We start from the raw sequence: 22,225 nt of genomic DNA on the forward strand, positions 1-22,225 counted from the left end.
CGCCCCTCCGTGCCGGCGGGTGTGCCGGACGGCGGAGCGGTGCAGGGTTGGGGACGTTCGCGCGAACGGTGTGGAGCCGACCTGGTCACATGCATGGTCGGGACAAAACCCGGTGGCGAACAGCGCCGCCTGGCCTAATTGCCCCTGCTCGCAATCGGTGTCCCGTGGAAAACCCCAGGTACACAGGTTGACCGTCAGGTGTTAAAGCGCTCGTCGCGGTAGGCGCGCCACCGTTCGAGCATGCCGGGCAGCTCGCGGTGGAAGAACTGGAAGAACGCCAGGGTCTCCTCGATGCGCCGACCGGCCGCGGTGTCGCCGAGCACCTCGATGCCCTCCTTGAGCGGACCCTCCCACCGGGCCAGCTGCTGGTCGCGGCGGAAGATCGCCTCGTACCAGACGTCGTCGTAGACCCGGTAGACGTCGCGGCGGGTGCCGGTCTCGCGCTCGCGGCTGACCAGCCCGACCTGGGTCAGGTAGCGCACGGCCCCGGAGATCGCGGCGGGGGAGACGCGCAGGAGCTCCGCGAGTTCGGCGGCGGTGAGCGTGCCGTCGTCGGCGGCGAGCAGGGAGACGAAGACGCGCGCGGGCATCCGGGGCATGCCCGACTCCGCGAACGCCGCCGCGAAGCGCTCGATGAACCGCAGCACCGCCTGTTCGTCCCGCTCACTCACCTGGGTCACCGCCGCATCTTGCTACACCGTCCACGGACGGGCGGCAGTTTATACGCTTCCTTAACTTCACGACTTTGTGAAATGACTGTAGCTTACCGGCCATGACACCAGCGATATCCGTGTCGGGCCTGGTCAAGGCCTTCGGACCGACACGCGCACTGGACGGGTTGGACCTGACCGTCCGCGAGGGGGAGGTGCACGGCTTCCTCGGCCCCAACGGGGCGGGCAAGTCGACCACCATCCGGGTCCTGCTGGGCCTGCTGCGCGCCGACGCCGGCGCCGCCACCCTGCTCGGCGGGGACCCGTGGCGTGACGCGGCGGCCCTGCACCGCAGGCTGGCCTACGTGCCCGGCGACGTGAGCCTGTGGCCGAACCTGACCGGCGGCGAGGTCATCGACCTGCTCGGCCGGCTGCGCGGCGGCCTGAACGAGAAGCGCCGCAAGGCCCTGCTCGACCGGTTCGAGCTGGACCCGCGCAAGAAGGGCCGCACCTACTCCAAGGGCAACCGGCAGAAGGTGGCGCTCGTCGCGGCGCTGGCCTCGGACGTGGAGCTGCTCATCCTCGACGAGCCCACCTCCGGCCTCGACCCGCTGATGGAGGCGGTCTTCCAGGAGGCGGTCAACGAGGAGCGCGGCCGGCGGACCGTGCTGCTGTCCAGCCACATCCTCGCCGAGGTCGAGGCGCTGTGCGACCGGGTCAGCATCATCCGCAACGGCCGCACCGTCGAGTCCGGCACCCTGGCCGACCTGCGGCACCTGACCCGCACCAGCGTGTCCGCCGAGCTGGCCGGCGCGCCCAACGGCCTGGCGGCCCTGCCCGGCGTGCACGACCTGGTCGTGGAGGGGCGGCGGGTCCGGTTCGAGGTGGACACCGACCACCTCGACGGCGCGCTCAAAGCCCTGGTCTTGACCGGCGTGCGGACGCTGACCAGCCAGCCGCCCACGCTGGAGGAGCTGTTCCTGCGCCACTACGAGGACGAGCTGCCCAGGGTGACGTCATGACCGGCACGTTCGCGCTGGTCCGGCTCGCGTTGCGGCGCGACCGGCTGCTCATCCCGGTGTGGGTGCTCGGCCTGGCCGGGATCACCCTGGCCACGGCCTCGGGCATGGACGAGCTGTACGGCACGGAGGCGCTGCGGCGGCAACTCGGCGTGACGGCCGGGTCGAACCCGGCGTTCCTGGCCATGCTCGGGCCGATCCACGACTACTCGACCGTCGGCGGCATCCTCGCGTGGCGGTGGGGCGTGTTCGGCGGCCTGCTCACCGGTCTGATGGCGATGTTCCTGGTCACCCGGCACACCCGCGCGGAGGAGGAGACCGGTCGGCTGGAGCTGATCGGGTCCACGGTCACCGGGCGGCACGCGCCGCTGGCCGCCGCCGTGGTGGTGTCGGCGCTGGCGAGCCTGCTCATCGGGCTGTTCATCGCCCTGGGCCTGGTCGGGCTGGGCGAGGACGCCGCGGGCTCGTTCGCGCTGGGATTGGCGTTCACCGGGGCGGGCTGGGTGTTCACCGGGGTGGGCGCGGTCGCCGCGCAGCTCACCGAGAGCGCCCGCACCGCCAACGCGATCGCGGGCGGCGTGCTCGGCGCGTCCTACCTGCTGCGCGCGGTGGGCGACGCGGCCGGCGACCAGGGGCCGCAGTGGCTGACCTGGCTGTCGCCGCTGGGGTGGCTGGAGCTGGTGAAGGCCTTCGCCGAGGACCGGTGGTGGGTGTTGGGGCTGTCGCTCCTGCTCACCGTGGTGCTGGTGGGGGTGGCGGCGGTGCTGGTCGCGCGGCGCGACCTGACCGCGGGTCTCCTGCCGACGCGGCTCGGACCGGCTCGCGCGCCGGCGTCGCTCGGCAGCGCGTTCGGCCTGGCGTGGCGGTTGCAGCGCGGGATGCTGCTGGGCTGGACGCTGAGCCTGTTCGTGCTGGGCGCGGTCTACGGGGCGGTGGCGCGGGCGGTCGAGGACATGCTGAACGCCAACCCCGCGTTGGAGGAGGTGATGTCCCAGCTCGGCGGGTCGGGCGCGATCGTGGACGTCTACCTGGCGTCGATCCTGGGCATCATCGGGCTGTTCAGCGCGATCTACGTGGTGCAGGCGACGCTGCGGCTGCGCGCGGAGGAGGCGGAGTTCCGCGCCGAACCCGTGCTGGCCACGTCCGTGCGGCGGGTGTCGTGGGTGGGCAGCCACCTGGTGTTCGCCACGCTCGGGGTCGTCGTGGTGCTGGCCGCCGCCGGTCTGGGCGCGGGGCTCGTGCACGGGGCCCGGGTCGGTGACGTGGGCGGGCAGGTGACGCGGCTGGTGGGGTCGGCGTTGGCGCACGTGCCGGCCGTGTGGGTGGTCGCGGGGATCTCGCTGCTGCTGTTCGGGCTGGTGCCGAAGCTCGCGTCGGTGAGCTGGGCGTTCCTGGTGGTGTTCCTGGTGCTGGGGCAGCTCGGGCCGTTGCTGGACCTCGACCAGTGGGCGATGGACCTCTCCCCGTTCACCCACGTGCCGAAGGTGCCCGGCGCGGACCTCACCGCGACGCCGCTGGTGTGGCTCACCGTCGTGGCGGTGGTGCTGGTGGTCGTCGGGATCGGCTCGTTCCGCCGCCGGGACATCGGCTGAAAGAGCTCTTTCGAAAGTACTCTTTCAGGTATACCGTCGGGGCGTGGACCTACCCCAGCCCCGACGGGTCACCGACGTCGACGCCCTGAAGGCACTGGCCCACCCGCTGCGGGTGTCGCTGGTGCAGCACCTTCTCGCGGTCGGGCCGCGCACGGCCAGCGAGTGCGCGGCCGAGGTCGGCTCGACCGCCTCCAACTGCAGCTGGCACCTGCGGCAACTCGCGAAGTTCGGTTTCGTGGAACGGGTCGAGGCCGCCAGCGGCCGGGACCGGCCCTGGCGGGCCACCGACGTCGGCCTGGACGTGGGCGCGTTCGACGACGACCCGGCCGTGCGGACCCAACAGGACGCGCTGGTCGCGTTGCAGCTCAACGAGGACAACCGGCTCGCGCAGCGGTTCCTGGACCGGCAGCACGAACTGCCCGGGGAGTGGCGGCGGGCCGCGGCGATGCACGGCTACTCGGTCAACGTCACCGCCGAGGAGCTGGTGGGTCTGCTCGGCATGATCGACGACATCCTGCGGCCCTACCTGACGCCGCTGCGCGCCGACGCGCCCGAGGGCGCGCGGGCCGCCCACATCGGACTGCGGGCGTTCCCGCGATGACGGGGCCGCTGGGGGTGCCCGCGTTCCGGCGGCTGCTGCTCGCCGCGTTCGTGTCGGAGATCGGGGACTGGGTCCTGCTGGTCGCCCTGCCGGTGTACGTCTACCAGCGCACCGGGTCGGTCGGCTCGACGGCGACCACCTTCGTCGTGGCGTTGTTACCGGGCCTGGTGCTCTCGCCGCTGGCCGGGGTGCTGGCGGACCGGTGGGACCGGCGGCGGCTGATGCTGGTGGTGACCCTGGCCCAGGCGGTGGCCCTGCTGCCGCTGCTGACCGGCGACCTGGTGCTGGTCAACGTCGTGATGGCGGTGCAGGCGGCATTGGCGTCGCTGTTCGAGCCGGCGCGCAACGCGCTGCTGCCCGAGGTGGTGGGGCGCGACCGGGTGGCCGCCGCGAACGGGCTGGCGGGCCTGAACGCCAACCTCGCGCGGCTGATCGGCGCGTCGCTCGGCGGCCTGGTCCTGGCCTGGGGCGGCTTGCCGGGCGTGCTGTGGGTGGACGTGGCGTCGTTCGTGCTGGCGGCGGCGTTGCTGGCGCGGCGGTTCCCGGTGGAGTCGGCGCCTGCCACGGCGACCGGTCACCCGTGGCGGGCGTGGCTCGAAGGGTTGCGCGCGATCCGGGGACCGCTGCGCGGGATGGTCGCCGTGATCGGGCTGGTGGCGGTCGGCCAAGGCCTGTTCATGGTGCTGTTCGTGGTGTTCGTGACCGAACGGCTGGGCGGCGGCGAGGCCGAGGTGGGGCTGCTGCGCGGCGTCCAGGCGGTCGGCGGGCTCGTCGGCGGCGCGGCCGTGGGGTGGCTCGCGCGGCGGCTCTCGGCGTGGTCGCTGCTGGGCTGGTCGCTGGTGGCCTTCGGGGCGGTCGCGGCCACCGCGTGGAACGGCGTGCACCTGACCACGGTGTTCGCCTTCTACCTGGGGGTGTTCGCGCTGTGCGGCGCGCCGGGCGTGGTGGCCGGCGCGGGCACGATGTCGGTGCTGCAACTGCACACCCCGGACACGGTCCGTGGTCGGGTGCTGGCTACCTTTCTCAGCCTCTACGACGCCTTCCAGGCACTGGGCATGGTGTTGGCCGGCGTCCTCGCGGTGCCCGTCGGGCTGACCACCCTGTTGAACGCGCAAGCGGCGCTCTACCTGGGCGCGGGCCTGCTGGTGCTACTGGGAGTAGGCGTGGTGGGGTCGAACGTCCTTGATGGAAACAGCACGTCAGTCGTCGGTGGGAACCGAGCTTACGATCCGTGAGTTCGGCTAGCTCGACCGCCGCCCTGCCACGACTCTCCCGCCGGCCGATCACTCCCAGTGACTAGCGGATGTGGAGAGTGCCATGCGCAGACGTGTCGCGATCGCCGCCGCGGCGGTGTCGGCCTTGTTCATCGGCGTGCTCGGACCGACGGGTCCCGCGCTCGCCGGCCAAGTCGGCGTCGCCGCCGGCTTCGAAGACGACGACGGGAACCTCGCGGTCGACGCGACGTTCGACTGGAACGGCTTCGACCCCACCACCTGGACCGGCGCCGCGCCCGCGCGGTCCTCGACCGGGGTGACCGCCGGCTGGGCGTTCACCGGCCTGGAGGACGCGCAGGCGACCACCTCGGACAGCGGGTTCGCCGGCGGCACCAAGCAGGACACCACCTGTCCCACCGTGACCGGGCAGAAGGCGGCCAACAAGGACGACCTCAAGCGCGTGTACGTGGCGAGCAAGACCGTCGGCACCGACGTGTTCCTGACCCTGGCGTGGGTGCGCATCCCGCAGAACACCACCTCGCCGTCCGCGCACGTGGCGTTCGAGTTCAACAAGGGCACGACCGCGTGCGGCGGCTCGTCCGGCTCGCTGGTGCGGCGCACCGCCGGCGACATGCTGATCGTCTACGACTTCGAGGGCGGCGGCGGCAACACCCCGACGCTGCGGCTGTCCCGCTGGGTCACCTCCGGGCCGTGCGAGGTCGGCAGCAACACCGCCCCGTGCTGGGGAACTGCCGTCGCGCTCGCGGCGGGCGTCGCCGAGGCGCGGGTGAACACCGGGGCGAGCGCGCTCGACACGATCGCGCCCGCCAACGAGACGTTGGGGCTCAACGAGTTCGGCGAGGCGGGCATCAACCTGACCGCCGCCGGCGTGTTCGCGCCCGGCGTGTGCGAGGGCTTCGGCAAGGCTTACGCGGTGAGCCGCTCGTCCGGCAACTCCTCCACCGCGCAGATGAAGGACCTGGTCGGGCCGGGCAACGTCAACATCCGCAACTGCGGTTCGGCCGCGGTCGCCAAGACCGGGTCCGACGGCGGCAGCCAGGCCGGCGCGGTCTTCACGCTGTACTCCGGCGCGAACACCTCCGGCCCCGTCATCGGCGCCTGCACCGTCGACGGCAACGGCACCTGCTCGCCGACGTTCGTCGACCTGCCCGTGGGCACGTACACGATCGACGAGACCACCGTGCCCGCCGGGTACGACAAGGACCCGACGCTGCCGTTCACGTTCACCATCGCGGCCGGTGAGGCCAAGTCACTGCCGTTCGTGGACGTCGCCCGGCCCGCCAACGTGAACGTCACCAAGACCAACGACGCCGGCGCGTTCGTGCCGGGGGCGCAGTTCACCCTGTACGCGGGCACCGGCACCGGTGGCACCGCCGTGGGCACCTGCACGACCGACCTCTCCGGCGTGTGCCAACCGCCGTTCACCGGCCTGGCGGCGGGCACGTACACGATCGACGAGACGTTCACCCCGGCCGGCTACCTGGAGGACCCGGACCTGCCCGAGATCTTCACCGTGGGCCGGGGCGAGACGAAGAACCTCGCCTACACCAACGCCCGCACGTTCAAGGTGATCGTCCTGGTGTGCCGGGAGAGCGACGGCACGCTGTACCCGAGCCCGGTCAGCATCGACGGCCAGGCCGCGGGGAGCACGCTGTCCGGGGCGCAGGCGTCGGCGGCCGGGTTGTCCGAGGCGGCCCTGTGCGGCATCGGCACCGGTCAGCGCGGTGGCCTGACCACCGGCGACCACAACGCCAACCCCATCGGCGTCAACTAGGCGCTCGCGGTCGCCCCGCCGCCAGCAACGGCGGGGCGACCGCGGCGACCAGGGCGGCCGGGACCAGGAACGCCGTCGTCGGGTCCAGGTGGTACAGCGGCACGAACGCCAGCGGCGAGGCCGCGCCACCGAGGAACCGGAACGACTGGAGCACCGACACCGCGCCGCCCCGGTTCTCGCCCCGCAGGACGAGCGCGTTCAGCCCGACGATCACCTGTTGGCTGAACGCGCCCGCCAACGCCCACAGCAGCCCGACCGCGACCAGGCTCGGCAGCACACCCACCGACGCCACCAGCGCCGCGCCGGCGAGCGCCCCGAGCAGCACGCACCGCCGCGCGCCGACGTGGTCGATCAACCACCCGGTGAGCCGCGCGTTGACGATCGCGACCACGCCGAACCCGGTCAGCACCAGCCCGCGCGCCCCGGAGCCGAGCCCGAAGTCGTCCCCGAGCCGGAGCGCGACCAGGAACGACAGCCCACCCAGGCACCCCCAGCCCACGAGCCCGACCGCGGCGAGCCGGAGCACCTCGGGCCGCCACGCCTCGCGCAGCCGGGGCTTGTCCTGACGCGGCGGGTCGGCCGGCAACCCGGCGACCGTCAACGCCCCCGCCACCACGGCGGCCCCGACGAACGCCCACCGCCAGGAGGCTTCGGCGGCCAGCCCGCCGACGAGCGGCGCGGACGTCTGCCCGGCGGCCTGCATGGAGGCGAAGACGCCCAGCGCGCGACCGAGGCGTTGCCGGGGCGTGACGGCGGCGATCGTGGCGAGGAGGAGCGGCGTGGTGAACGCGTTCGCCGCCCCTTGCACCGCGCGTGCGGTGAGCAGCAGCGGGAAGGTCCACGAGATCGCGCAGAGGACCGACGCGGCGGTGTAGACGACGTAGGCGGCGCGGACCGTGCGGCGGGCGCCCCAGCGTTCGCCGAGGGTCCCGGAGACCAGCATGAAGGCGGCGAAGGGGAGGAGGTAGCCGGTGAGGGTGGCGGCGGCGGTCCCGGCGGAGACGCCGAAGTCGGCGCCGATCTCGGGGAGCACGGAGGAGGTCATCGCGCCGCCGAACGGTCCGAGGAACCCGCCGGCGTACAACCCGCCGACCGCCAGCCGCCTGTTCACACCAACCCCCGAGGTCACCGGCCCGGGGTGCCCCGAACGTCCTCATCAGACACTTGAGCGGGGCGCGCCGGCGCGGGTCGGGCGCGTCCGCCCGACCCGACGCGGGTCCTCAGAGCCCGGTCGGCCCGCGCCCCGGTCCGCGTCCGCGCCGCCGCAGGTACCGCTCGAACTCGGCCGCGATCGCGTCGCCGCTCGCCTCGGTGATCTGGATCTCCGCGTCCCCGCGTTCCTCCAGCGCCCGGACGTAGTTGCGCACGTCCTCGTCCTCGTCGGCCATCTCGCTGACCGTGCGCTCCCACTCCTCCGCCTGCTCGGGCAGCGCGCCCAGCGGCACCTCGACGTCCAGCACCTCCTCCACCCGGTGCAGCAGCGCCAGGGTGGCCTTGGGCGACGGCGGCTGGGAGACGTAGTGCGGCACCGCCGCCCAGAACGAGATCGCCGGCACGCCCGCCTGCACGCACAGGTCCTGGAAGACGCCGACGATCCCGGTCGGGCCCTCGTACCGCGACCGCTCCAGCCCGTACTTGGCCGCCGCGGCGGCGTCGTAGGCGGTGCCGGTCACGGGCACCGGGCGGGTGTGCGGGGTGTCCATGAGCAGCGCGCCGAGGGTCACCACGGTGGTGATGCCCAGGTCCTCGATGTGGCCCAGCAGTTCGCCGGCGAACTTCCGCCACCGCATGTTCGGCTCGATGCCGTGCACCAGCACCACGTCGGTGGACGACCCCGGCGGGCGGCACACCGTCAGCCGGGTGGTCGGGAATTCAACCCTTCGGGTGACACCGTCCACCATGCGGACCGTGGGCCTCGTCACCTGGAAGTCGTAGTAGTCGTCCGGATCGATCTCCGCGAGCGGTTGCGCGTCCCAGGTCAGTTGGAGGTGCTCGATCGCCGTGCTGGCAGCGTCTCCAGCGTCGTTCCACCCCTCGAACGCCGCCACCATGATCGGGTTGGTGAGCGGTTTCGTGGGGTCGAAGGGGGTCTTGGCGGCCTGGTCCGGATCGGTCACCGGGTCAGCCTACGACCACCGGCGCGCACCCACGCCGTAGGCTTGGCCCATGCCCGATCGTGTCTCGTCGCCTTTCCTGGACGCCTTGGCCGACCGCGTGGTCGTGGCGGACGGCGCGATGGGCACGATGCTCCAGGCCGTCGACCTCACCCTGGACGACTTCGCAGGTCACGACGGGTGCAACGAGATCTTGAACGTGACCCGGCCGGACGTCGTGCGGCAGGTCCACCGGGGCTACCTGGAGGCCGGCGCGGACGCGGTGGAGACCAACACGTTCGGCGCGAACCTGGCCAACCTCGCCGAGTACGGCATCCAGGACCGGATCTTCGAACTGTCCCGCGCGGGCGCGCGGTTGGCCCGCGAGGCGGCCGACGAGTTCGCCGAACCCGGCCGGCCGCGGTTCGTCCTGGGCTCGGTCGGCCCCGGCACCAAGCTGCCCACCCTCGGCCACGCCCCGTTCGCCACGCTGCGTGACGCCTACGTCGAGCAGGTGCGGGGACTGCTGGCCGGCGGCACCGACGTGGTGATCGTCGAGACGTCCCAGGACCTGCTCCAGACCAAGGCCGCGATCATCGGCGCGAAACGGGCGATGGCCGCCGAGGGCGTCACCGTCCCGATCATCGCGCAGGTCACCGTCGAGACCACCGGCACGATGCTGCTCGGCTCCGAGATCGGCGCGGCCCTCACCGCCCTGGAACCGCTGGGCATCGACCTGATCGGCCTGAACTGCGCCACCGGCCCGGCCGAGATGAGCGAGCACCTGCGGCAGCTGGCCAAGCACGCCCGCGTCCCGCTGTCGGTGATGCCCAACGCCGGCCTGCCCGAACTCGGCCCGCGCGGCGCGGTGTACCCGTTGACGCCCGAGGAGTTGGCCGCCGCGCTGTCCGGGTTCGTGACCGAGTTCGGCGTGCGGCTGGTCGGCGGCTGCTGCGGCACCACCACCGAGCACGTCCGCCAGGTCGTGGCCGCCGTGCGCGACCTGGGTCCCGCCGCGCGCCGCCCGCGTCCCGAGCCGGGCGTGTCGTCGCTGTACCAGGCGGTGCCGTTCCGCCAGGACGCCTCCGTGCTGATGATCGGCGAGCGCACCAACGCCAACGGGTCCAAGGCGTTCCGCGAGGCCATGCTGGCCGACCGGTTCGAAGACTGCGTCGAGATCGCCCGCGACCAGACCCGCGACGGCGCCCACCTGCTCGACCTGAACGTCGACTACGTGGGCCGCGACGGCGCGGCGGACATGCGCGCGCTGGCCTCCCGCCTGGCCACGGCCTCGACGTTGCCGATCATGCTCGACTCGACCGAACCCGAGGTGCTCCAGGCCGGCCTGGAGTGCCTGGGCGGGCGGTGCGCGGTCAACTCCGTCAACTACGAGGACGGCGACGGCCCGGACTCCCGGTTCCAGCGCATCATGCGGCTGGTCGCCGAGCACGGCGCGGCGGTCGTCGGGCTGTGCATCGACGAGGAGGGCCAGGCCCGCACCGCCGAGTGGAAGGTGCGCGTCGCGGTCCGGCTCATCGAGGAGCTGACCCGCGACTGGGGCGTGCGGACCAGCGACATCATCATCGACTGCCTGACCTTCCCCATCTCCACCGGCCAGGAGGAGGTGCGTCGGGACGGCCTGGAGACCATCAACGCGATCCGCGAGCTCAAGCGCCGCTACCCGGACGTGCAGACCACGCTGGGCATCTCGAACGTGTCCTTCGGCCTGAACCCGGCCGCGCGGCAGGTGCTGAACTCGGTGTTCCTGCACGAGTGCGTGCAGGCCGGGCTGGACACGGCGATCGTGCACGCCTCCAAGATCGTGCCGATGGCGCGCATCCCCGACGAGCAGCGCGCGGTGGCGCTGGACCTGGTCTACGACCGCAGGCGTGCGGGCTACGACCCGTTGCAGCGGCTCATGGAGCTGTTCGAGGGCGTCAGCACGTCCTCGTCCAAGGCGTCGCGGGCCGAGGAACTGGCCGCGCTGCCGCTGTTCGCGCGGCTGGAGCGGCGCATCGTCGACGGCGAGCGCAACGGCCTGGAAGCCGACCTCGACGCCGCGCTGCGCGAGCGCCCGGCGTTGCAGATCATCAACGACACCCTGTTGTCGGGCATGAAGACCGTGGGCGAGCTGTTCGGCTCGGGGCAGATGCAGTTGCCGTTCGTCTTGCAGTCCGCCGAGGTCATGAAGGCGGCCGTGGCCCACCTCGAACCGCACATGGAGCGCTCGGACGACGGCGGCAAGGGCCGGATCGTGCTGGCCACGGTCAAGGGCGACGTGCACGACATCGGCAAGAACCTGGTGGACATCATCCTGTCCAACAACGGCTACGAGGTCGTGAACATCGGCATCAAGCAGCCGATCAACGCGATCCTGGAGGCCGCCGAGGAGCACCGCGCCGACGCCATCGGCATGTCCGGCCTGCTGGTCAAGTCCACGGTGGTCATGAAGGAGAACCTGGAGGAGATGAACTCGCGCGGTGTCGCCGCGCGGTGGCCGGTCCTGCTCGGCGGCGCGGCCCTGACCAGGGCCTACGTCGAGAACGACCTGACCGAGACGTACCTGGGCGAGGTCCGCTACGCGCGTGACGCGTTCGAGGGCCTGCGGCTGATGGACGCGATCATGGCCGCCAAGCGCGGCGAGGCCCCGCCGGTGGACCCGGAGGCGGAGCGGAAGGCCGCGGAGCGCAAGGCCCGGCGCGAGCGGTCGCTGCGCATCGCCGCCGAACGCAAGGCCGCCGCGCCCGAGGAGCCGCCGCCGTCCGGGCGGTCGGACGTGGCGGTGGACGTGCCGATCCCGACGCCGCCGTTCTGGGGCACGCGGGTGGTCAAGGGCGTGCCGGTCGCGGAGTACTCGGCGATGCTGGACGAGCGGGCCACGTTCATGGGGCAGTGGGGCCTGCGCGGCGCGCGCGGCGGCGGCCCCACCTACGAGGAACTGGTGGAGACCGAGGGCCGGCCGCGCCTGCGCTACTGGCTGGACCGGCTGGCCACCGAGGGCGTGCTGGCGCACGCGGCCGTCGTCTACGGCTACTTCCCGTGCGTGTCGGAGGGCGACGACGTGGTGGTGCTGACCGAGCCGTCGCTCGACGCCCCGGAACGCACCCGGTTCACGTTCCCGCGCCAGAAGCGCGACCGGCGGCTGTGCCTGGCCGACTTCTGGCGGCCCCGGTCGGCGGGCGAGGTGGACGTGATCGCGTTCCACCTGGTCACGATGGGTCAGCCGATCGCCGACTACGCGGGCGAGTTGTTCGCCAAGGACTCCTACCGCGAGTACCTGGAGGTGCACGGCCTGGGCGTCCAGCTGACCGAGGCGCTGGCCGAGTACTGGCACCGCCGCATCCGCGAGGAGCTGCGCTGGCCCGACGGCGGGTCGGTCGCGGCGGAGGACCCGGCGGACGTGGAGGAGTTCTTCAAGCTCGGCTACCGCGGCGCCCGCTACTCGCTGGGCTACGGCGCGTGCCCGAACATGGAGGACCGGGTCAAGGTCGTGGACCTGCTGGAACCGGGGCGGATCGGGGTCGAGCTGTCCGAGGAGCTGCAACTGCACCCGGAGCAGTCGACCGACGCGTTCGTGGCGCACCACCCCGAGGCGAAGTACTTCAACGCGTGAAGGCGTACCTGTGGAGAGGGGCGGCATGACCGTCGAGGCCGTGCTGTGGGACATGGACGGCACCCTGCTGGACTCGGAGAAGCTGTGGGACGTCCCGCTCTACGAGTTCGCCGAGAAGCTGGGCGGGTCGTTGTCGTTGGCCACCCGGCAGGCGATGGTCGGGTCCAACGTGCCGACGACCATGGCGTTGCTGTTCGCCGAGGTCGGCGTGGTGCCGACGCCGGAGGAGACGGCCGACGGCGCGGCGTGGATCCTGCGGCGCACCGAGGAGCTGTTCCGGGCCGGTCTGCCGTGGCGGCCGGGCGCCCAGGACGCTTTGCGCGCGGTGCGTGCTTCCGGCGTGCCGATGGCGCTGGTGACGTCCACGGAACGCGGCTTGACCGAGGTCGCGCTGGACACGATCGGCCGCGAGCTGTTCGACGTGACCGTGTGCGGCGACGAGGTGGAGGGCCGCAACAAGCCCTTGCCCGACCCGTACCTGAAGGCAGCACGCATGCTCGGTGTAGACGCTGGGCGTTGCGTGGCGATCGAGGACTCGCCGACCGGTGTCGCTTCCGCCGTGGCGGCGGGCTGCACGGTCCTGGTCGTGCCGTGCGACGTGCCCGTGCCGGCGGGGGAGCGGCGGGTCTTCCGTGACTCCCTGGTGGGCGTGGACCTGGATGTGCTGGCCTCGTTGCCGGGCCGGGTCTGACCGTTCCGACTCCGGGCGGGCGCGGCATCCCGCGCCCGCCCGGAACCGTCGCGCTCAGGCCGCCAGGGCCGGGGACTTGGCCGTGGCCCCGCGGACCGACGGGTCGATCAGCAGGCCGAACACCACGCCCAGGCCCAGCCACAGCGTGGCCGTCTCCGCCAGTGACGCGAGGCGGAAGTCCCACAGGACGTCGCTGGGCATGTCCGCCGGGATCGCGTCCGGCGGCGCGGGGAAGGCCAGCAGCACCACCACGACGCCGGCGATCGCCGCCAGGGCGACCACCGTCGAGCGGACCGGGGTGGCCAGGTGGGTCAGGCGGGACGCCAGGAAGCTCGCCCCGTAGACCACCGCCAGGCCGGCCGCGATGACGCCCAGGTAGAGCACCGTCCGGTAGTCCACCGTGTCCGGGTTGCCCACCGCCGGCGGGTTGGCCGGGTACTTCACCGCGGGCAACAGGGCCGCCGCGCCGAACGCCGCCGCGGCCAGGGTGACGCTCCGGGTGAACGGCGGGCGGTGGACGAACCAGCGGCGCGCGCCCGCGTAGGCGGTGGCGAACAGCGCGCCGACCGCCAAGCCGACGATCACCGCGGCCAGCACGCCGCCGACCATCTGGGTGCCACGGCCGAACAGCTCACCGTGGTCGTGTCCCGCTTCCGCCGCGGGTTCCGCGGCGGCACGCGCCTCCTCGACGGCCAACGCCGCCCGGATGGGCACCTCCACGACGACGAGCCCGACGAGTCCCGCCAGGAGTCCGGCGATGCCGCCCGCGCCGATCCCGCGCAGCAGCACGCCCTTGTACGTGGTCATCGGTCGGGCGCCTAGTGGCACGGGACGCCGAGCGCGTGGCGCCCGTCGTGGAAGAACTCGTGCAGCGACTCGGCGGCGTGGCCGAGCGCGATGCCGTTCTCCTGGAGGACGAGCCAGGTCACCATCAGCGCGACCAGCGCGACGGCGTAGGCCCACCGGGGGATGGGAAGGGGAAGGTGGTGCGCGGGGCTCGTCATGACGGCCTCCTCCATACCTCGTGGAAGGTCAACAACAACTCGTGCCGCAGCCGGTCTCCTGACTCCCGGATCGACACCGTCCCCGCGTCTTCCCAGCCGCACCGTGCGACCAGTGACGTTCTCGGCGGGTTGGCTCCCCGGTCACAGTGGCGAGGACCGCGCCGGATTCCCACCGGCTTCCCGTCCACTGCGGCGCTGGAACCGTAAAGGTCCACTCCGCCCCGGCACAACCGACCAGACGAGTTGTCATTCACCTCACGTCCGCAACGCGCGGTGCGCCACAGCGGCTAGACCCGGCGCTCGGGAAGACGACAACGGACCGCTCGCGGCTTGGGGCGGGCGGAAGGGGCGCTGGTCGGGCGGCGCTGGTCGGCCGGGTGAGTTGGCAGTTCGCGGGTGGGCCGCTTGCGCCCGGTGAGCCGCGCGCGCCGGGTGGGCCGCGTTCGCCGGGTGGGCCGCGTTCGCCGAGTGGGCCGCCCACACCACAGCCCGCCGCGCGCCGGGTGGGCCGCGTGCGTCGCGCTCAGCGGGTGGGGAGGGGGCAGTCGCCGCAGGTGCCGCCGCCGTCCAGGCGGTAGTACAGGCAGCAGCTTCGGCGGCGGAAGGCCACCTCGCCCGGGAACGGGATGAAGTCGCCCGTGCCCTTGAGCGGTGGTTCGGAGAGCAGGTGTTCGCCTACCGCCACGCAGTGTTCCGCCGGTGCTGTGCCGCTGCGGGCGACCGTCTTCAGCGCGCCGGCGATCGAGGAGGCCGCGTTGCCCCACAGCAGTCCGCGTGCCACCGGCACGATCGCCCGCACCGCCTCGACCACCGGTTCCAGCGACTCCGCGATGCCCAAGCCCGGGTCGGCTCGATCGATCCGCACCCGCAGCCCGTCCGGGCCGTAGTGCCACCACAGGTTGCCGGGGCGGATGTCGGGCGCGACTCCCTCGACGGCGTGGGCGGCGGCGGTCGGGCAGAGCAGGCGCGCGGTGTAGCTCAGGAAGAACAGCGAGGCCGCTACCCGCCGCTCGCCCGTCCGGTAGCGCTCGGCGATGGCGTCGAGGGTGCGGGGGAGCGCGGGGCCGTCGAGCAGGTCCGCGCCGGGGAGCCAGTCGTCACCGGGACGGCCCAGGTCCAGGGCGAAGAACGGGCTGAGACCGCGGACCTGGCGCAGGGTGGAGAGCACGGCGGCGTAGTCGGACACGTGTCCTAGTCTGCCGCCCGTGGACGCACTGGGGCTCGGACTCACCTTCGGCTTGGCGGCGAGCATCAGCCCCGGTCCGTTGTTGGTGCTGGTCGTGACGTCGGCGCTGCGGTCGGGATGGCGGGCGGGCGCGTTGGCGGCCTGCGCGCCCCTGCTCTCGGACGCGGTGGTGGTCGGCGTGACCGTCCTCGTGCTGGACCGCCTCCCGGCGCGGGCGTTGGGCGTGCTCGGGGTCGTGGGCGCGGTGTTCGTGGTGTGGAGCGGGGTGCGGACGGTGCGCGAGGCCCGGACCGCCACCCTCGACGCTTCCGGCGAGGCCGGCGGTGACGCCCTGCGCCGGGCCGTGCTGGTGAACCTCCTCAGCCCGCACCCGTGGGTCGCCTGGGCCACCGCCCTCGGACCGCTGACGATCACCACGTGGCGGGCGTCGGCGGGCGCGGCGGTGGCCCTGCTGGTCGGCTTCTACCTGATGCTGATCGGCGGCAAGGCGGTCATCGCGGTCCTGGTCGCGCGCGGCCGTCGCCGGTTGGGCGACACCGGTTACCGGCGCGCCCTGACCTGCGCGGGCGTGCTGCTCGCGTTGGCGGGCGTGGCGTTGGGCGTCGAGTTCGCCGGCTACGGCACCTGACCGGCCCCGGTCAGGGGACCGCGTGCCGGTCAGGGCATGTAGAACGTCATGAGGTCGGAGCGGACCGGCGGGAACAGGGTCTGCATCAGGTCCGCGTTCGGGCCCGGGTAGACGTCCGGCTGGCGTGCGGTCAGGCCGCGCAACCCGTGCGGGCCGAACAGCAGCGACGCCAGCATGTCCGGCGCGACGCCGCACCCGCCCGCCGCACCCGGCGCCTGCATGGTGCCGCCCGCGACCACCGCGCCCACCTCGCCCGCCCGGTACGGCAGGCGCACGTGGGAGCGGTAGAACGACACCACCGCCTCGCCCTCCGCGTCGGCGAACGACGACTTGGCCAGCCGCCGCCCGAACACCGGACGCAGGTGGTCCAGCAACGCCACCGGGTCGGGAACGCGCACGTAGTACGAGTTCGCCTCCTCCGGCGCGGGGCCCAGGAACGGTTCCAGCGCCTCGCCCGCGACCGTGCCCGGACGCTCGTTCGCCGTCGTCGCACCGGTGTGCGCCAACAGCGCGTGCACCGCGCCCGCCTCGGTCGCCGCGACCTCGGCCAGGCGCACGCCCTCGTCCGGCGGCGTCGAGCGGCCGGTGCCGACCGGCACGCCGTCCCGTTCCACCAGCCACTGCGTGCTGCCGTCCCGCGCGATCAGCCACCGCCACAGGCCGGGCGAGTGCGGCATCGACAGGTCCGCCCGCGCCTGCTCGGCCTCCTGGAGCCGGTGCAGGGTCGGGATGTCGTCGAACGTCGCCTCGCGCACGGTGTAGCCGTCGGCGGACGCCGTGCCCACCACGGGCCGGACCGGCGCGATGGGGATCGCGTACGTGTACCCGAACAGCCGGTAGAAGTACGGGATGCCCAGCATCACCTGCACGAGCTGCCCACGCGCGGCGGACCGCTCGTGCGCCCAGCCCATGAGCGCCCGCACCAGGCCGCGCCCCTCGTAGTCGCGGTCGGTGGCGACCAGTTCCACCTGCCCCGCCGGGATCTCGACGCCGTCGAGGAACAGCGTCTCGTCCAGCAGGGTCGCGGTGGAGACCACCCGGTCACCGTCCACGACGACCGCGCACGCCTCCCACCCGGCGTCCGGGTCCTCGACCACCAGCCGGTGGTCGACGGCGTCCTCGGGTTCGCCGCGTTCGGCCAGCAAGGCGCCGATCTGGTCGAGGTCCCGCGGTTCGGCGGTGCGCAGCACCAGCCCGTCGGACAACGTCATCCGCGCAGTGTCGAGCCTCACCTCCCTTCCCAGCCACTGGTTTTCCGGCCGCCGTTCCTCCTGCCGGCGAACCGGTTTGGCGCACGACCTCCCGCTGATCGACAATCCCGCCCATGTCCTGGCTGCCGTCCGACTTCGTCCACCCCACCCGCGTCGAGCTGGGCACGGGCCACCACCTGCGCCCGATCCGGGAGTCCGACGCGGACCGGGACTACCCGGCGGTCATGGGCTCGCGAGAACGTCTCTGGTCCCTCTTCGGCGAGCAGTGGGGCTGGCCGCCGGCCACCATGACCCCCGAGGCGAACCGCCTCGACCTCGCCCGGCACGAGCGCGAGGCCGAAGCCCACGAGTCGTTCAACTACGCCCTGTTCGACGCGGACGAGACGGCGCTGCTCGGGTGTGTCTACATCGACCCGGCCGAGGACGCCCTGATCACCTGGTGGGTGGTGGACGAGTACGCGGGCACCGACCTCGAACGCGCCCTCGACGCCTTCGTGCCGGAGTGGATCGCCCGGGACTGGCCGTTCGCCAGCCCGCGGTTCGGGTTCTGACGCGGGTCGGGCGGCCGAAGGCGACGGCCACGGGACCGGTGGCGCGGGGGTCGGCAGCGTGGGTGTGGGGTGCGTGAGTGGTGGTCATGGTCGGGCTTCCTCTCCGGGGCGTGCGGTGGTGGCGGGTTCGGGGAGGCCCGCGGCGACCTGGCTGATGGCCTCGCGGACCAGGGGTGTCAGCGGCGCGGGCGGGGTGGTGTGGACCCAGCGGTCGGTCGCCACCTGGATGGCCGCGCCCACCGAGGCCGCCACCAGGCGCGGGTAGAGCTGCTCCACGTCGGTGCCGGTGCGCTCGGCGACCGCCTCGGCCAGCTCGCGCTCGACCGCGGAACTGGCGCGGTGGAACTCGCCGATCAGGGCCGGCTCGCTGAGCAGGAGCCGGACGCCGGTCGTCCACTCCGGCTCCTCCGCGACGTCGTACTGCTCCAGCGCCGCTTCGAGGATCGCCTCCCAGAGGGATTCGCCCCGGGGGCGTCGGCGCACCTCGACCGCCAGCCGCCGCGCTCTGTCCACCTGCGGGGACGTGATCGCCTCCGCCTTGCTGGAGAAGTAGTTGTTGAAGGTGCGCGGGGACACCCCGGCCGCCGCGGCGATGTCCTCCACCAGGACGTTCTCCAGGCCGCGCTCGACCGCCAGCCGCAGTGCCGCCCTGCTCAACGCCTGGCGGGTCGCCAGCTTCTTGCGTTCTCTCAAGCCCAGTTCCTCGTCCATGCGATCAAGGTACCAGAACTTGCGGTCCACGCATGTTTTCGGAGCACGCAACTTTGGGGTGATTGTGTGCCACCGTTCGGGGGATGGGAGGATGGGCCCCCGTGAAGACCTTCGACGAGCTGTTCGCCGAGCTGAGCGAACGCGCCCGCACCCGCCCCGAGGGCTCCGCCACCGCAGCGGCCCTGGAGGCGGGCGTCCATGCGCAGGGCAAGAAGGTGCTGGAGGAGGCGGGCGAGGTCTGGATCGCCGCGGAGCACGAGTCCGACGAGCGGCTGGCCGAGGAGATCTCCCAACTGCTGTACCGCGTCCAGGTGCTCATGCTCGGTCGTGGGCTGACCCTGGAAGACGTCTACAAGCACCTGTGACCTGACCTTGGGCGGGGTGCTCAGCGGGTTCGTGCCCATCTGGGTGCTCACGGCGGTGGGTTTCGCCGCCGCGCGCACCAACGTCCTCGGCGACCGCGCCGAGACGGTGCTCGGCCGGTTCGCGTTCTACCTCGCCATGCCGGCGGTCCTGTTCACCACCCTGCTCGACGGCGAACCGGGCGCGCTGGCCAACAAGGGCGTGCTGGCGTTCGTCATCGCAACGTTCGTCGTGGGTGCGATCGGTCTGGTCGTGCACTGGAAGGTGTTCCGCAGGCCGCTGCCCGACCGGACGCTCGCCGCGATGGCGGGCGCCTACGTCAACTCGGGCAACCTGGGCATCCCGGTGGCGGTCGGCATCCTCGGCGACTCGTCGTTCATGGTCGCCGTGCTGCTGTTCCAGCCGGTGGTCGTGATGCCGATGGTGCTCGCGGCGGTCGAGGTCGGCTCCGGCAAGCGCGGCGGGACGTTGAAAACGCTGGTCACGCTGCCCGTGCGCAACCCGATCATCCTGGCCTCGCTGCTGGGCGTGACGGTCGGCGCGACCGGGTGGCGGCCCCCGGACCTGGTGCTCGAACCGCTGGCGGCACTGGGTTCCGCGGGCGTGCCGACGGCGCTGGTGGTGCTCGGCATGTCCCTGGGCGGCATGCGCCTGCCCGACCGGGAGAGCCGCGCCCAGCTCGGCGTCACGGTGCTGCTCAAGCTCCTGCTGCACCCGCTGGTGACGTTCCTGGGCTGCCTCGCGCTGGGCGTCGACGGGCCGCTGCGCCTGGCCGCCGTGGTGTGCGCCGCGCTGCCCACCGCGCAGAACGTGTACGTGTTGGCCCGCCAGTACCGCCCGGACGCGCGGCTGCCCCGCGACGCCGTGCTGCTGTCCACGGCCCTGTCCATGATCACGCTGTCAGTGGTGACGGTGCTGCTCAAGTAGGGCCAGCACCTCGGCGTCCGTGGTCTGGTCGAACCGCCGGTAGAACCGCCCGACCGAGCGGAAGTCGGCGCGCTCGCGCGGGCACACCACCAGGTCGGCCACCGCCGCCAGGTCCCGCACGGCCTCCGCCGCGCCCACGGGCACGGCCAGCACCAACCGGCGCGGGTCACCCCGCCGCGCCTCGCGCAACGCCGCCCGCGCGGTCACGCCCGTGGCCAGGCCGTCGTCCACGACCAGGACGTCCCGCCCGGCCAACACGGGCCGCCCGGCCCGGTACACGTCGAGCCTGCGCCGCGCCTCCCGCCGCTCCTCCTCCACAACGCCGGCCAGGTCCGCGACCGACACGCCGAGGTACGCCAGCGCGCGGCCGTCGAAGATCGGCTCGCCGTCCGCCGTGACCGCGCCGACCCCGAACTCCGGCCGGCCCGGCGCGCCGATCTTGCGCGCCACCGCCACGTCCAGCTCCGCGCCCAGCGCGAGCGCGACCTCGTGCGCCACCGGCACGCCGCCGCGCGCCAGCCCGAGGACCAGCGGATCGGTCCACTCGATGCGCCGCACCGCGCGGGCGAGGACCCGGCCGGCGTCGGCGCGGTCCGCGAACTTCACCCGACCATCGTGGCGTCGGCTCAGCGTTCCCGCACGTACAGGGCCTGTGCGGTGCGGCCGACCGGCCCCAGCTCGTCGTGCAGCACGCTGCTGGCCATTCCGACGCCGGTCGGCCCCACGACCGTCTCCGCGTCCAGCGCGAACCACTCGCCGACCGGCTCCCGGTGCAGGTGCACGGTCAGGTCGGTGTTGATCGCGTACCACTTCGAGATGTCCAGCCGGGACGACACGCCGCTGGCCGAGTCGGCCACCGTGAACAGCCGCTGCGCCGTCGAGGCGTCCTCACCCGCCACGACCCGCGCCAACGGCCGCGCCCACACCGCCGCGTCGCCCGGGGTGAAGATGCCGCCGGACACCGAGCGCCACTCCATCGCCGCCAGGTACCCGCACTGCCAGTCGTCCGGGATCGCCATCGGCGCGCACCCCTGCGCGGGCACCAGCGGCTCGCCCTCGCCGGACGCGACCGTGGCCGTGTCGCCGCCGACGATCCGCCACGCGTGCGCCCGCAGCACCGCCCGCCCGTCGTGGCACAGCGCGGCCGACAGCAGCTCCACCGACCGCCCCGGCCGCTCCAGCGCCGCCTCGACGGTCAGCTCCGCCACCGGCACCGGCCCCAGCACCTCGAAGGTCACCCGGGACAGCACCGTGCCCGCGCGCGGGGCGCACCGCTCCAGCTCGCGCACCAGCAGCGCCGAGGGCGGACCCAGGTGCTGGTGCTGGTCGGTCCACGGCCCGGCGGTGTGCTCGGTGGCCCGGAACCGCTGCTCGTCCAACTGCTCGTAGAACGCCGTCATCTAGTCCGCCCTGTCCAGTGCCGTCTCCACGCCCGCGTCCGGCTCCGGCCACCCCGGGTAGGGCGGCGGGGTGCCGTCGAACGCCGGGCACAGCGCCTTGTGGTCGCAGTAGTCGCACAACCTGCTCGGGTTGGGCCGGAAGTCGCCCGACTTCGCCGCCCGCAGGATGGCCTCCCAGATGGCCTCCAGGGTGCGCTCGAACCGCGCGAGCTCCGCCTCGTCCGGTGTGTACGCCAACGCCTGCCGATCCGCCAGGTACATCAGCCGCAGCTGGCGCGGCACCACGCCGCGCAGCCGCCACAGCACCAGGGCGTAGAACTTCATCTGGAACAGCGCCTTGGCCTCGCCGACCTCGCGCGGCGCGGCCCCGGTCTTGTAGTCGACCACCCGGATCTCGCCGGTGGGCGCCACGTCCACGCGGTCGATGTAGCCGCGCAGCAGCACCCCGGACGGCAGTTCCCACTCCACCAGCAGCTCGCGGGCGTCGGGGTCGAACCGGCGCGGGTCCTCCAGGCCGAAGTAGCCCTCCAGCAGGCCTTCCGCCGAGGCCAGCCACTCGGCCTGCTCGGCGGCGTCCTCGGCGGTGAACAGGTCGGCGAACTCGGGGCGCTCGGCGCGCACCCGGTCCCAGGCCGGGCCGATCAGCTCGCGGGCGCGCTCGGGCAGGCGCTCGGCGGCGGGCAGGCCGAACAGGTCCTCCAGGACCGCGTGCACGACCGTGCCGCGCACCTGCGCTCTGGTCGGCTTCTCCGGCAGCCGGTCGACCGCCCGGAAGCGGTACAGCAGCGGGCACTGCTTGAAGTCGCCCGCTCTCGACGGGGACAGCGCGGGCCTGCGCACTGGGCGTTCGGAGATCGTCGGCACTGCCATGCCGAAAACCATAGGGGACAGCACCGACAAGATCGGCTCGCCGTGGGTGGTCGCGACCAGCCGGCGGGGCTTCCCGCGGGTCACAGCGCCAACACACCGCAACCCC

At 73.1% G+C, this 22,225-nt stretch carries 22 protein-coding genes and 1 riboswitch; of the genes, 11 read left to right on the plus strand and 11 right to left on the minus strand.

Annotated features, from left to right (window positions below):
- Window positions 1–194 precede the first annotated feature (194 nt).
- Window positions 195–680 carry a MarR family transcriptional regulator gene (locus AB0A74_RS17460; protein WP_358250504.1) on the minus strand — a complete coding sequence of 162 codons (486 nt, stop codon included), beginning with the start codon at window positions 678–680 and terminating at the stop codon, window positions 195–197.
- Between the two features lie 92 nt (window positions 681–772).
- On the opposite strand from AB0A74_RS17460, the gene AB0A74_RS17465 reads away from it, so the two are divergent.
- From AB0A74_RS17465 to AB0A74_RS17485, 5 genes are all read left to right on the plus strand, one after another.
- Window positions 773–1,672 carry an ABC transporter ATP-binding protein gene (locus AB0A74_RS17465; RefSeq protein WP_358250506.1) on the plus strand — a complete coding sequence of 300 codons (900 nt, stop codon included), beginning with the start codon at window positions 773–775 and terminating at the stop codon, window positions 1,670–1,672.
- The gene (locus tag AB0A74_RS17470) at window positions 1,669–3,261 is read left to right on the plus strand and encodes an ABC transporter permease (protein WP_358250508.1); all 1,593 of its coding nucleotides are present in this window, start codon (window positions 1,669–1,671) and stop codon (window positions 3,259–3,261) included. The genes AB0A74_RS17465 and AB0A74_RS17470 overlap by 4 nt, the downstream gene beginning before the upstream one ends.
- A 43-nt stretch (window positions 3,262–3,304) precedes the next feature.
- On the plus strand, window positions 3,305–3,862 hold the full coding sequence (locus AB0A74_RS17475) for a helix-turn-helix domain-containing protein (protein WP_358250510.1): 558 nt from the start codon (window positions 3,305–3,307) through the stop codon (window positions 3,860–3,862).
- Window positions 3,859–5,097, plus strand: coding sequence for an MFS transporter (locus AB0A74_RS17480; protein WP_358250512.1), 1,239 nt, complete (start codon window positions 3,859–3,861; stop codon window positions 5,095–5,097). Before AB0A74_RS17475 ends, AB0A74_RS17480 begins: the two co-directional genes overlap by 4 nt.
- Before the next feature lie 82 nt (window positions 5,098–5,179).
- A complete protein-coding gene (locus AB0A74_RS17485) occupies window positions 5,180–6,871 on the plus strand; it encodes a prealbumin-like fold domain-containing protein (protein WP_358250514.1) in 1,692 nt (563 codons plus the stop codon).
- Here the strand turns inward: AB0A74_RS17485 and AB0A74_RS17490 are convergent.
- Together AB0A74_RS17490 and AB0A74_RS17495 are read right to left on the minus strand one after the other, a co-directional pair.
- Window positions 6,864–7,982 (minus strand): MFS transporter, encoded by a 1,119-nt coding sequence (locus AB0A74_RS17490; protein ID WP_358250516.1) that lies wholly within the window; start codon window positions 7,980–7,982, stop codon window positions 6,864–6,866. The genes AB0A74_RS17485 and AB0A74_RS17490 overlap by 8 nt on opposite strands.
- Before the next feature lie 109 nt (window positions 7,983–8,091).
- Complete coding sequence (locus tag AB0A74_RS17495) at window positions 8,092–8,922, minus strand: PAC2 family protein (protein ID WP_358250623.1); 831 nt, start codon at window positions 8,920–8,922, stop codon at window positions 8,092–8,094.
- Between the two features lie 115 nt (window positions 8,923–9,037).
- Here AB0A74_RS17495 and metH point away from each other — a divergent pair, with 115 nt between their 5' ends.
- Both metH and AB0A74_RS17505 read left to right on the plus strand, forming a co-directional pair.
- The gene (gene metH, locus AB0A74_RS17500; protein WP_358250518.1) at window positions 9,038–12,577 is read left to right on the plus strand and encodes a methionine synthase; all 3,540 of its coding nucleotides are present in this window, start codon (window positions 9,038–9,040) and stop codon (window positions 12,575–12,577) included.
- Between the two features lie 25 nt (window positions 12,578–12,602).
- The gene (locus AB0A74_RS17505; protein WP_358250520.1) at window positions 12,603–13,268 is read left to right on the plus strand and encodes an HAD family phosphatase; all 666 of its coding nucleotides are present in this window, start codon (window positions 12,603–12,605) and stop codon (window positions 13,266–13,268) included.
- A 54-nt stretch (window positions 13,269–13,322) separates the two neighbouring features.
- Here AB0A74_RS17505 and AB0A74_RS17510 read toward each other — a convergent pair whose 3' ends face one another.
- The 3 genes from AB0A74_RS17510 to AB0A74_RS17520 all read right to left on the minus strand — a co-directional run bounded on the left by AB0A74_RS17510 (window position 13,323) and on the right by AB0A74_RS17520 (window position 15,458).
- On the minus strand, window positions 13,323–14,075 hold the full coding sequence (locus tag AB0A74_RS17510) for a CbtA family protein (protein ID WP_358250522.1): 753 nt from the start codon (window positions 14,073–14,075) through the stop codon (window positions 13,323–13,325).
- An 11-nt stretch (window positions 14,076–14,086) separates the two neighbouring features.
- The gene (locus tag AB0A74_RS17515; RefSeq protein WP_358250524.1) at window positions 14,087–14,272 is read right to left on the minus strand and encodes a CbtB-domain containing protein; all 186 of its coding nucleotides are present in this window, start codon (window positions 14,270–14,272) and stop codon (window positions 14,087–14,089) included.
- A gap of 30 nt (window positions 14,273–14,302) precedes the next feature.
- Window positions 14,303–14,487: riboswitch (cobalamin riboswitch) on the minus strand.
- Between the two features lie 308 nt (window positions 14,488–14,795).
- A complete protein-coding gene (locus tag AB0A74_RS17520; RefSeq protein ID WP_358250525.1) occupies window positions 14,796–15,458 on the minus strand; it encodes a (2Fe-2S)-binding protein in 663 nt (220 codons plus the stop codon).
- A 19-nt stretch (window positions 15,459–15,477) separates the two neighbouring features.
- Here AB0A74_RS17520 and AB0A74_RS17525 point away from each other — a divergent pair, with 19 nt between their 5' ends.
- The gene (locus tag AB0A74_RS17525) at window positions 15,478–16,086 is read left to right on the plus strand and encodes a LysE family transporter (protein ID WP_358250527.1); all 609 of its coding nucleotides are present in this window, start codon (window positions 15,478–15,480) and stop codon (window positions 16,084–16,086) included.
- Between the two features lie 29 nt (window positions 16,087–16,115).
- Here AB0A74_RS17525 and AB0A74_RS17530 read toward each other — a convergent pair whose 3' ends face one another.
- Window positions 16,116–17,297, minus strand: a complete 1,182-nt coding sequence (locus tag AB0A74_RS17530; RefSeq protein WP_358250529.1) for a GNAT family N-acetyltransferase — start codon at window positions 17,295–17,297, stop codon at window positions 16,116–16,118.
- A 113-nt stretch (window positions 17,298–17,410) separates the two neighbouring features.
- Here AB0A74_RS17530 and AB0A74_RS17535 point away from each other — a divergent pair, with 113 nt between their 5' ends.
- Complete coding sequence (locus tag AB0A74_RS17535; protein WP_358250531.1) at window positions 17,411–17,848, plus strand: N-acetyltransferase; 438 nt, start codon at window positions 17,411–17,413, stop codon at window positions 17,846–17,848.
- 84 nt (window positions 17,849–17,932) lie between these two features.
- On the opposite strand, the gene AB0A74_RS17540 is transcribed toward AB0A74_RS17535, so the two are convergent.
- On the minus strand, window positions 17,933–18,559 hold the full coding sequence (locus AB0A74_RS17540; protein ID WP_358250533.1) for a TetR family transcriptional regulator: 627 nt from the start codon (window positions 18,557–18,559) through the stop codon (window positions 17,933–17,935).
- A gap of 101 nt (window positions 18,560–18,660) precedes the next feature.
- On the opposite strand from AB0A74_RS17540, the gene AB0A74_RS17545 reads away from it, so the two are divergent.
- Window positions 18,661–18,924, plus strand: a complete 264-nt coding sequence (locus tag AB0A74_RS17545) for a phosphoribosyl-ATP diphosphatase (RefSeq protein ID WP_209619835.1) — start codon at window positions 18,661–18,663, stop codon at window positions 18,922–18,924.
- A gap of 16 nt (window positions 18,925–18,940) precedes the next feature.
- Window positions 18,941–19,849, plus strand: coding sequence for an AEC family transporter (locus tag AB0A74_RS17550; protein WP_358250535.1), 909 nt, complete (start codon window positions 18,941–18,943; stop codon window positions 19,847–19,849).
- Here the strand turns inward: AB0A74_RS17550 and AB0A74_RS17555 are convergent.
- From AB0A74_RS17555 to AB0A74_RS17565, 3 genes are read right to left on the minus strand one after another with little or no spacing between them, the layout of a single operon-like run.
- Window positions 19,823–20,455 carry a phosphoribosyltransferase family protein gene (locus AB0A74_RS17555; RefSeq protein WP_358250537.1) on the minus strand — a complete coding sequence of 211 codons (633 nt, stop codon included), beginning with the start codon at window positions 20,453–20,455 and terminating at the stop codon, window positions 19,823–19,825. The genes AB0A74_RS17550 and AB0A74_RS17555 overlap by 27 nt on opposite strands.
- A gap of 20 nt (window positions 20,456–20,475) precedes the next feature.
- Window positions 20,476–21,249 carry a thioesterase family protein gene (locus AB0A74_RS17560; protein ID WP_358250539.1) on the minus strand — a complete coding sequence of 258 codons (774 nt, stop codon included), beginning with the start codon at window positions 21,247–21,249 and terminating at the stop codon, window positions 20,476–20,478.
- Window positions 21,250–22,119 carry a RecB family exonuclease gene (locus tag AB0A74_RS17565; RefSeq protein WP_343939546.1) on the minus strand — a complete coding sequence of 290 codons (870 nt, stop codon included), beginning with the start codon at window positions 22,117–22,119 and terminating at the stop codon, window positions 21,250–21,252.
- Between the last annotated feature and the right edge of the window lie 106 nt (window positions 22,120–22,225).

Source organism: Saccharothrix sp. NPDC042600 (assembly GCF_040647305.1).
Classification (GTDB): Bacteria; Actinomycetota; Actinomycetes; order Mycobacteriales; family Pseudonocardiaceae; genus Actinosynnema; species Actinosynnema mutabilis.

Excerpts from the sequence above, each read along its gene's own strand:
- AB0A74_RS17560 (WP_358250539.1), bottom strand. The coding sequence starts at position 21,249 with ATGACGGCGTTCTACGAGCAGTTGGACGAGCAGCGGTTCCGGGCCACC.
- AB0A74_RS17565 (WP_343939546.1), bottom strand. The coding sequence starts at position 22,119 with ATGGCAGTGCCGACGATCTCCGAACGCCCAGTGCGCAGGCCCGCGCTG.
- AB0A74_RS17480 (WP_358250512.1), top strand. The coding sequence starts at position 3,859 with ATGACGGGGCCGCTGGGGGTGCCCGCGTTCCGGCGGCTGCTGCTCGCC.
- AB0A74_RS17485 (WP_358250514.1), top strand. The coding sequence starts at position 5,180 with ATGCGCAGACGTGTCGCGATCGCCGCCGCGGCGGTGTCGGCCTTGTTC.
- AB0A74_RS17535 (WP_358250531.1), top strand. The coding sequence starts at position 17,411 with ATGTCCTGGCTGCCGTCCGACTTCGTCCACCCCACCCGCGTCGAGCTG.
- AB0A74_RS17510 (WP_358250522.1), bottom strand. The coding sequence starts at position 14,075 with ATGACCACGTACAAGGGCGTGCTGCTGCGCGGGATCGGCGCGGGCGGC.
- AB0A74_RS17515 (WP_358250524.1), bottom strand. The coding sequence starts at position 14,272 with ATGACGAGCCCCGCGCACCACCTTCCCCTTCCCATCCCCCGGTGGGCC.
- AB0A74_RS17465 (WP_358250506.1), top strand. The coding sequence starts at position 773 with ATGACACCAGCGATATCCGTGTCGGGCCTGGTCAAGGCCTTCGGACCG.
- AB0A74_RS17505 (WP_358250520.1), top strand. The coding sequence starts at position 12,603 with ATGACCGTCGAGGCCGTGCTGTGGGACATGGACGGCACCCTGCTGGAC.
- AB0A74_RS17495 (WP_358250623.1), bottom strand. The coding sequence starts at position 8,922 with ATGGTGGCGGCGTTCGAGGGGTGGAACGACGCTGGAGACGCTGCCAGC.
- AB0A74_RS17470 (WP_358250508.1), top strand. The coding sequence starts at position 1,669 with ATGACCGGCACGTTCGCGCTGGTCCGGCTCGCGTTGCGGCGCGACCGG.
- AB0A74_RS17530 (WP_358250529.1), bottom strand. The coding sequence starts at position 17,297 with ATGACGTTGTCCGACGGGCTGGTGCTGCGCACCGCCGAACCGCGGGAC.
- AB0A74_RS17540 (WP_358250533.1), bottom strand. The coding sequence starts at position 18,559 with ATGGACGAGGAACTGGGCTTGAGAGAACGCAAGAAGCTGGCGACCCGC.
- metH (WP_358250518.1), top strand. The coding sequence starts at position 9,038 with ATGCCCGATCGTGTCTCGTCGCCTTTCCTGGACGCCTTGGCCGACCGC.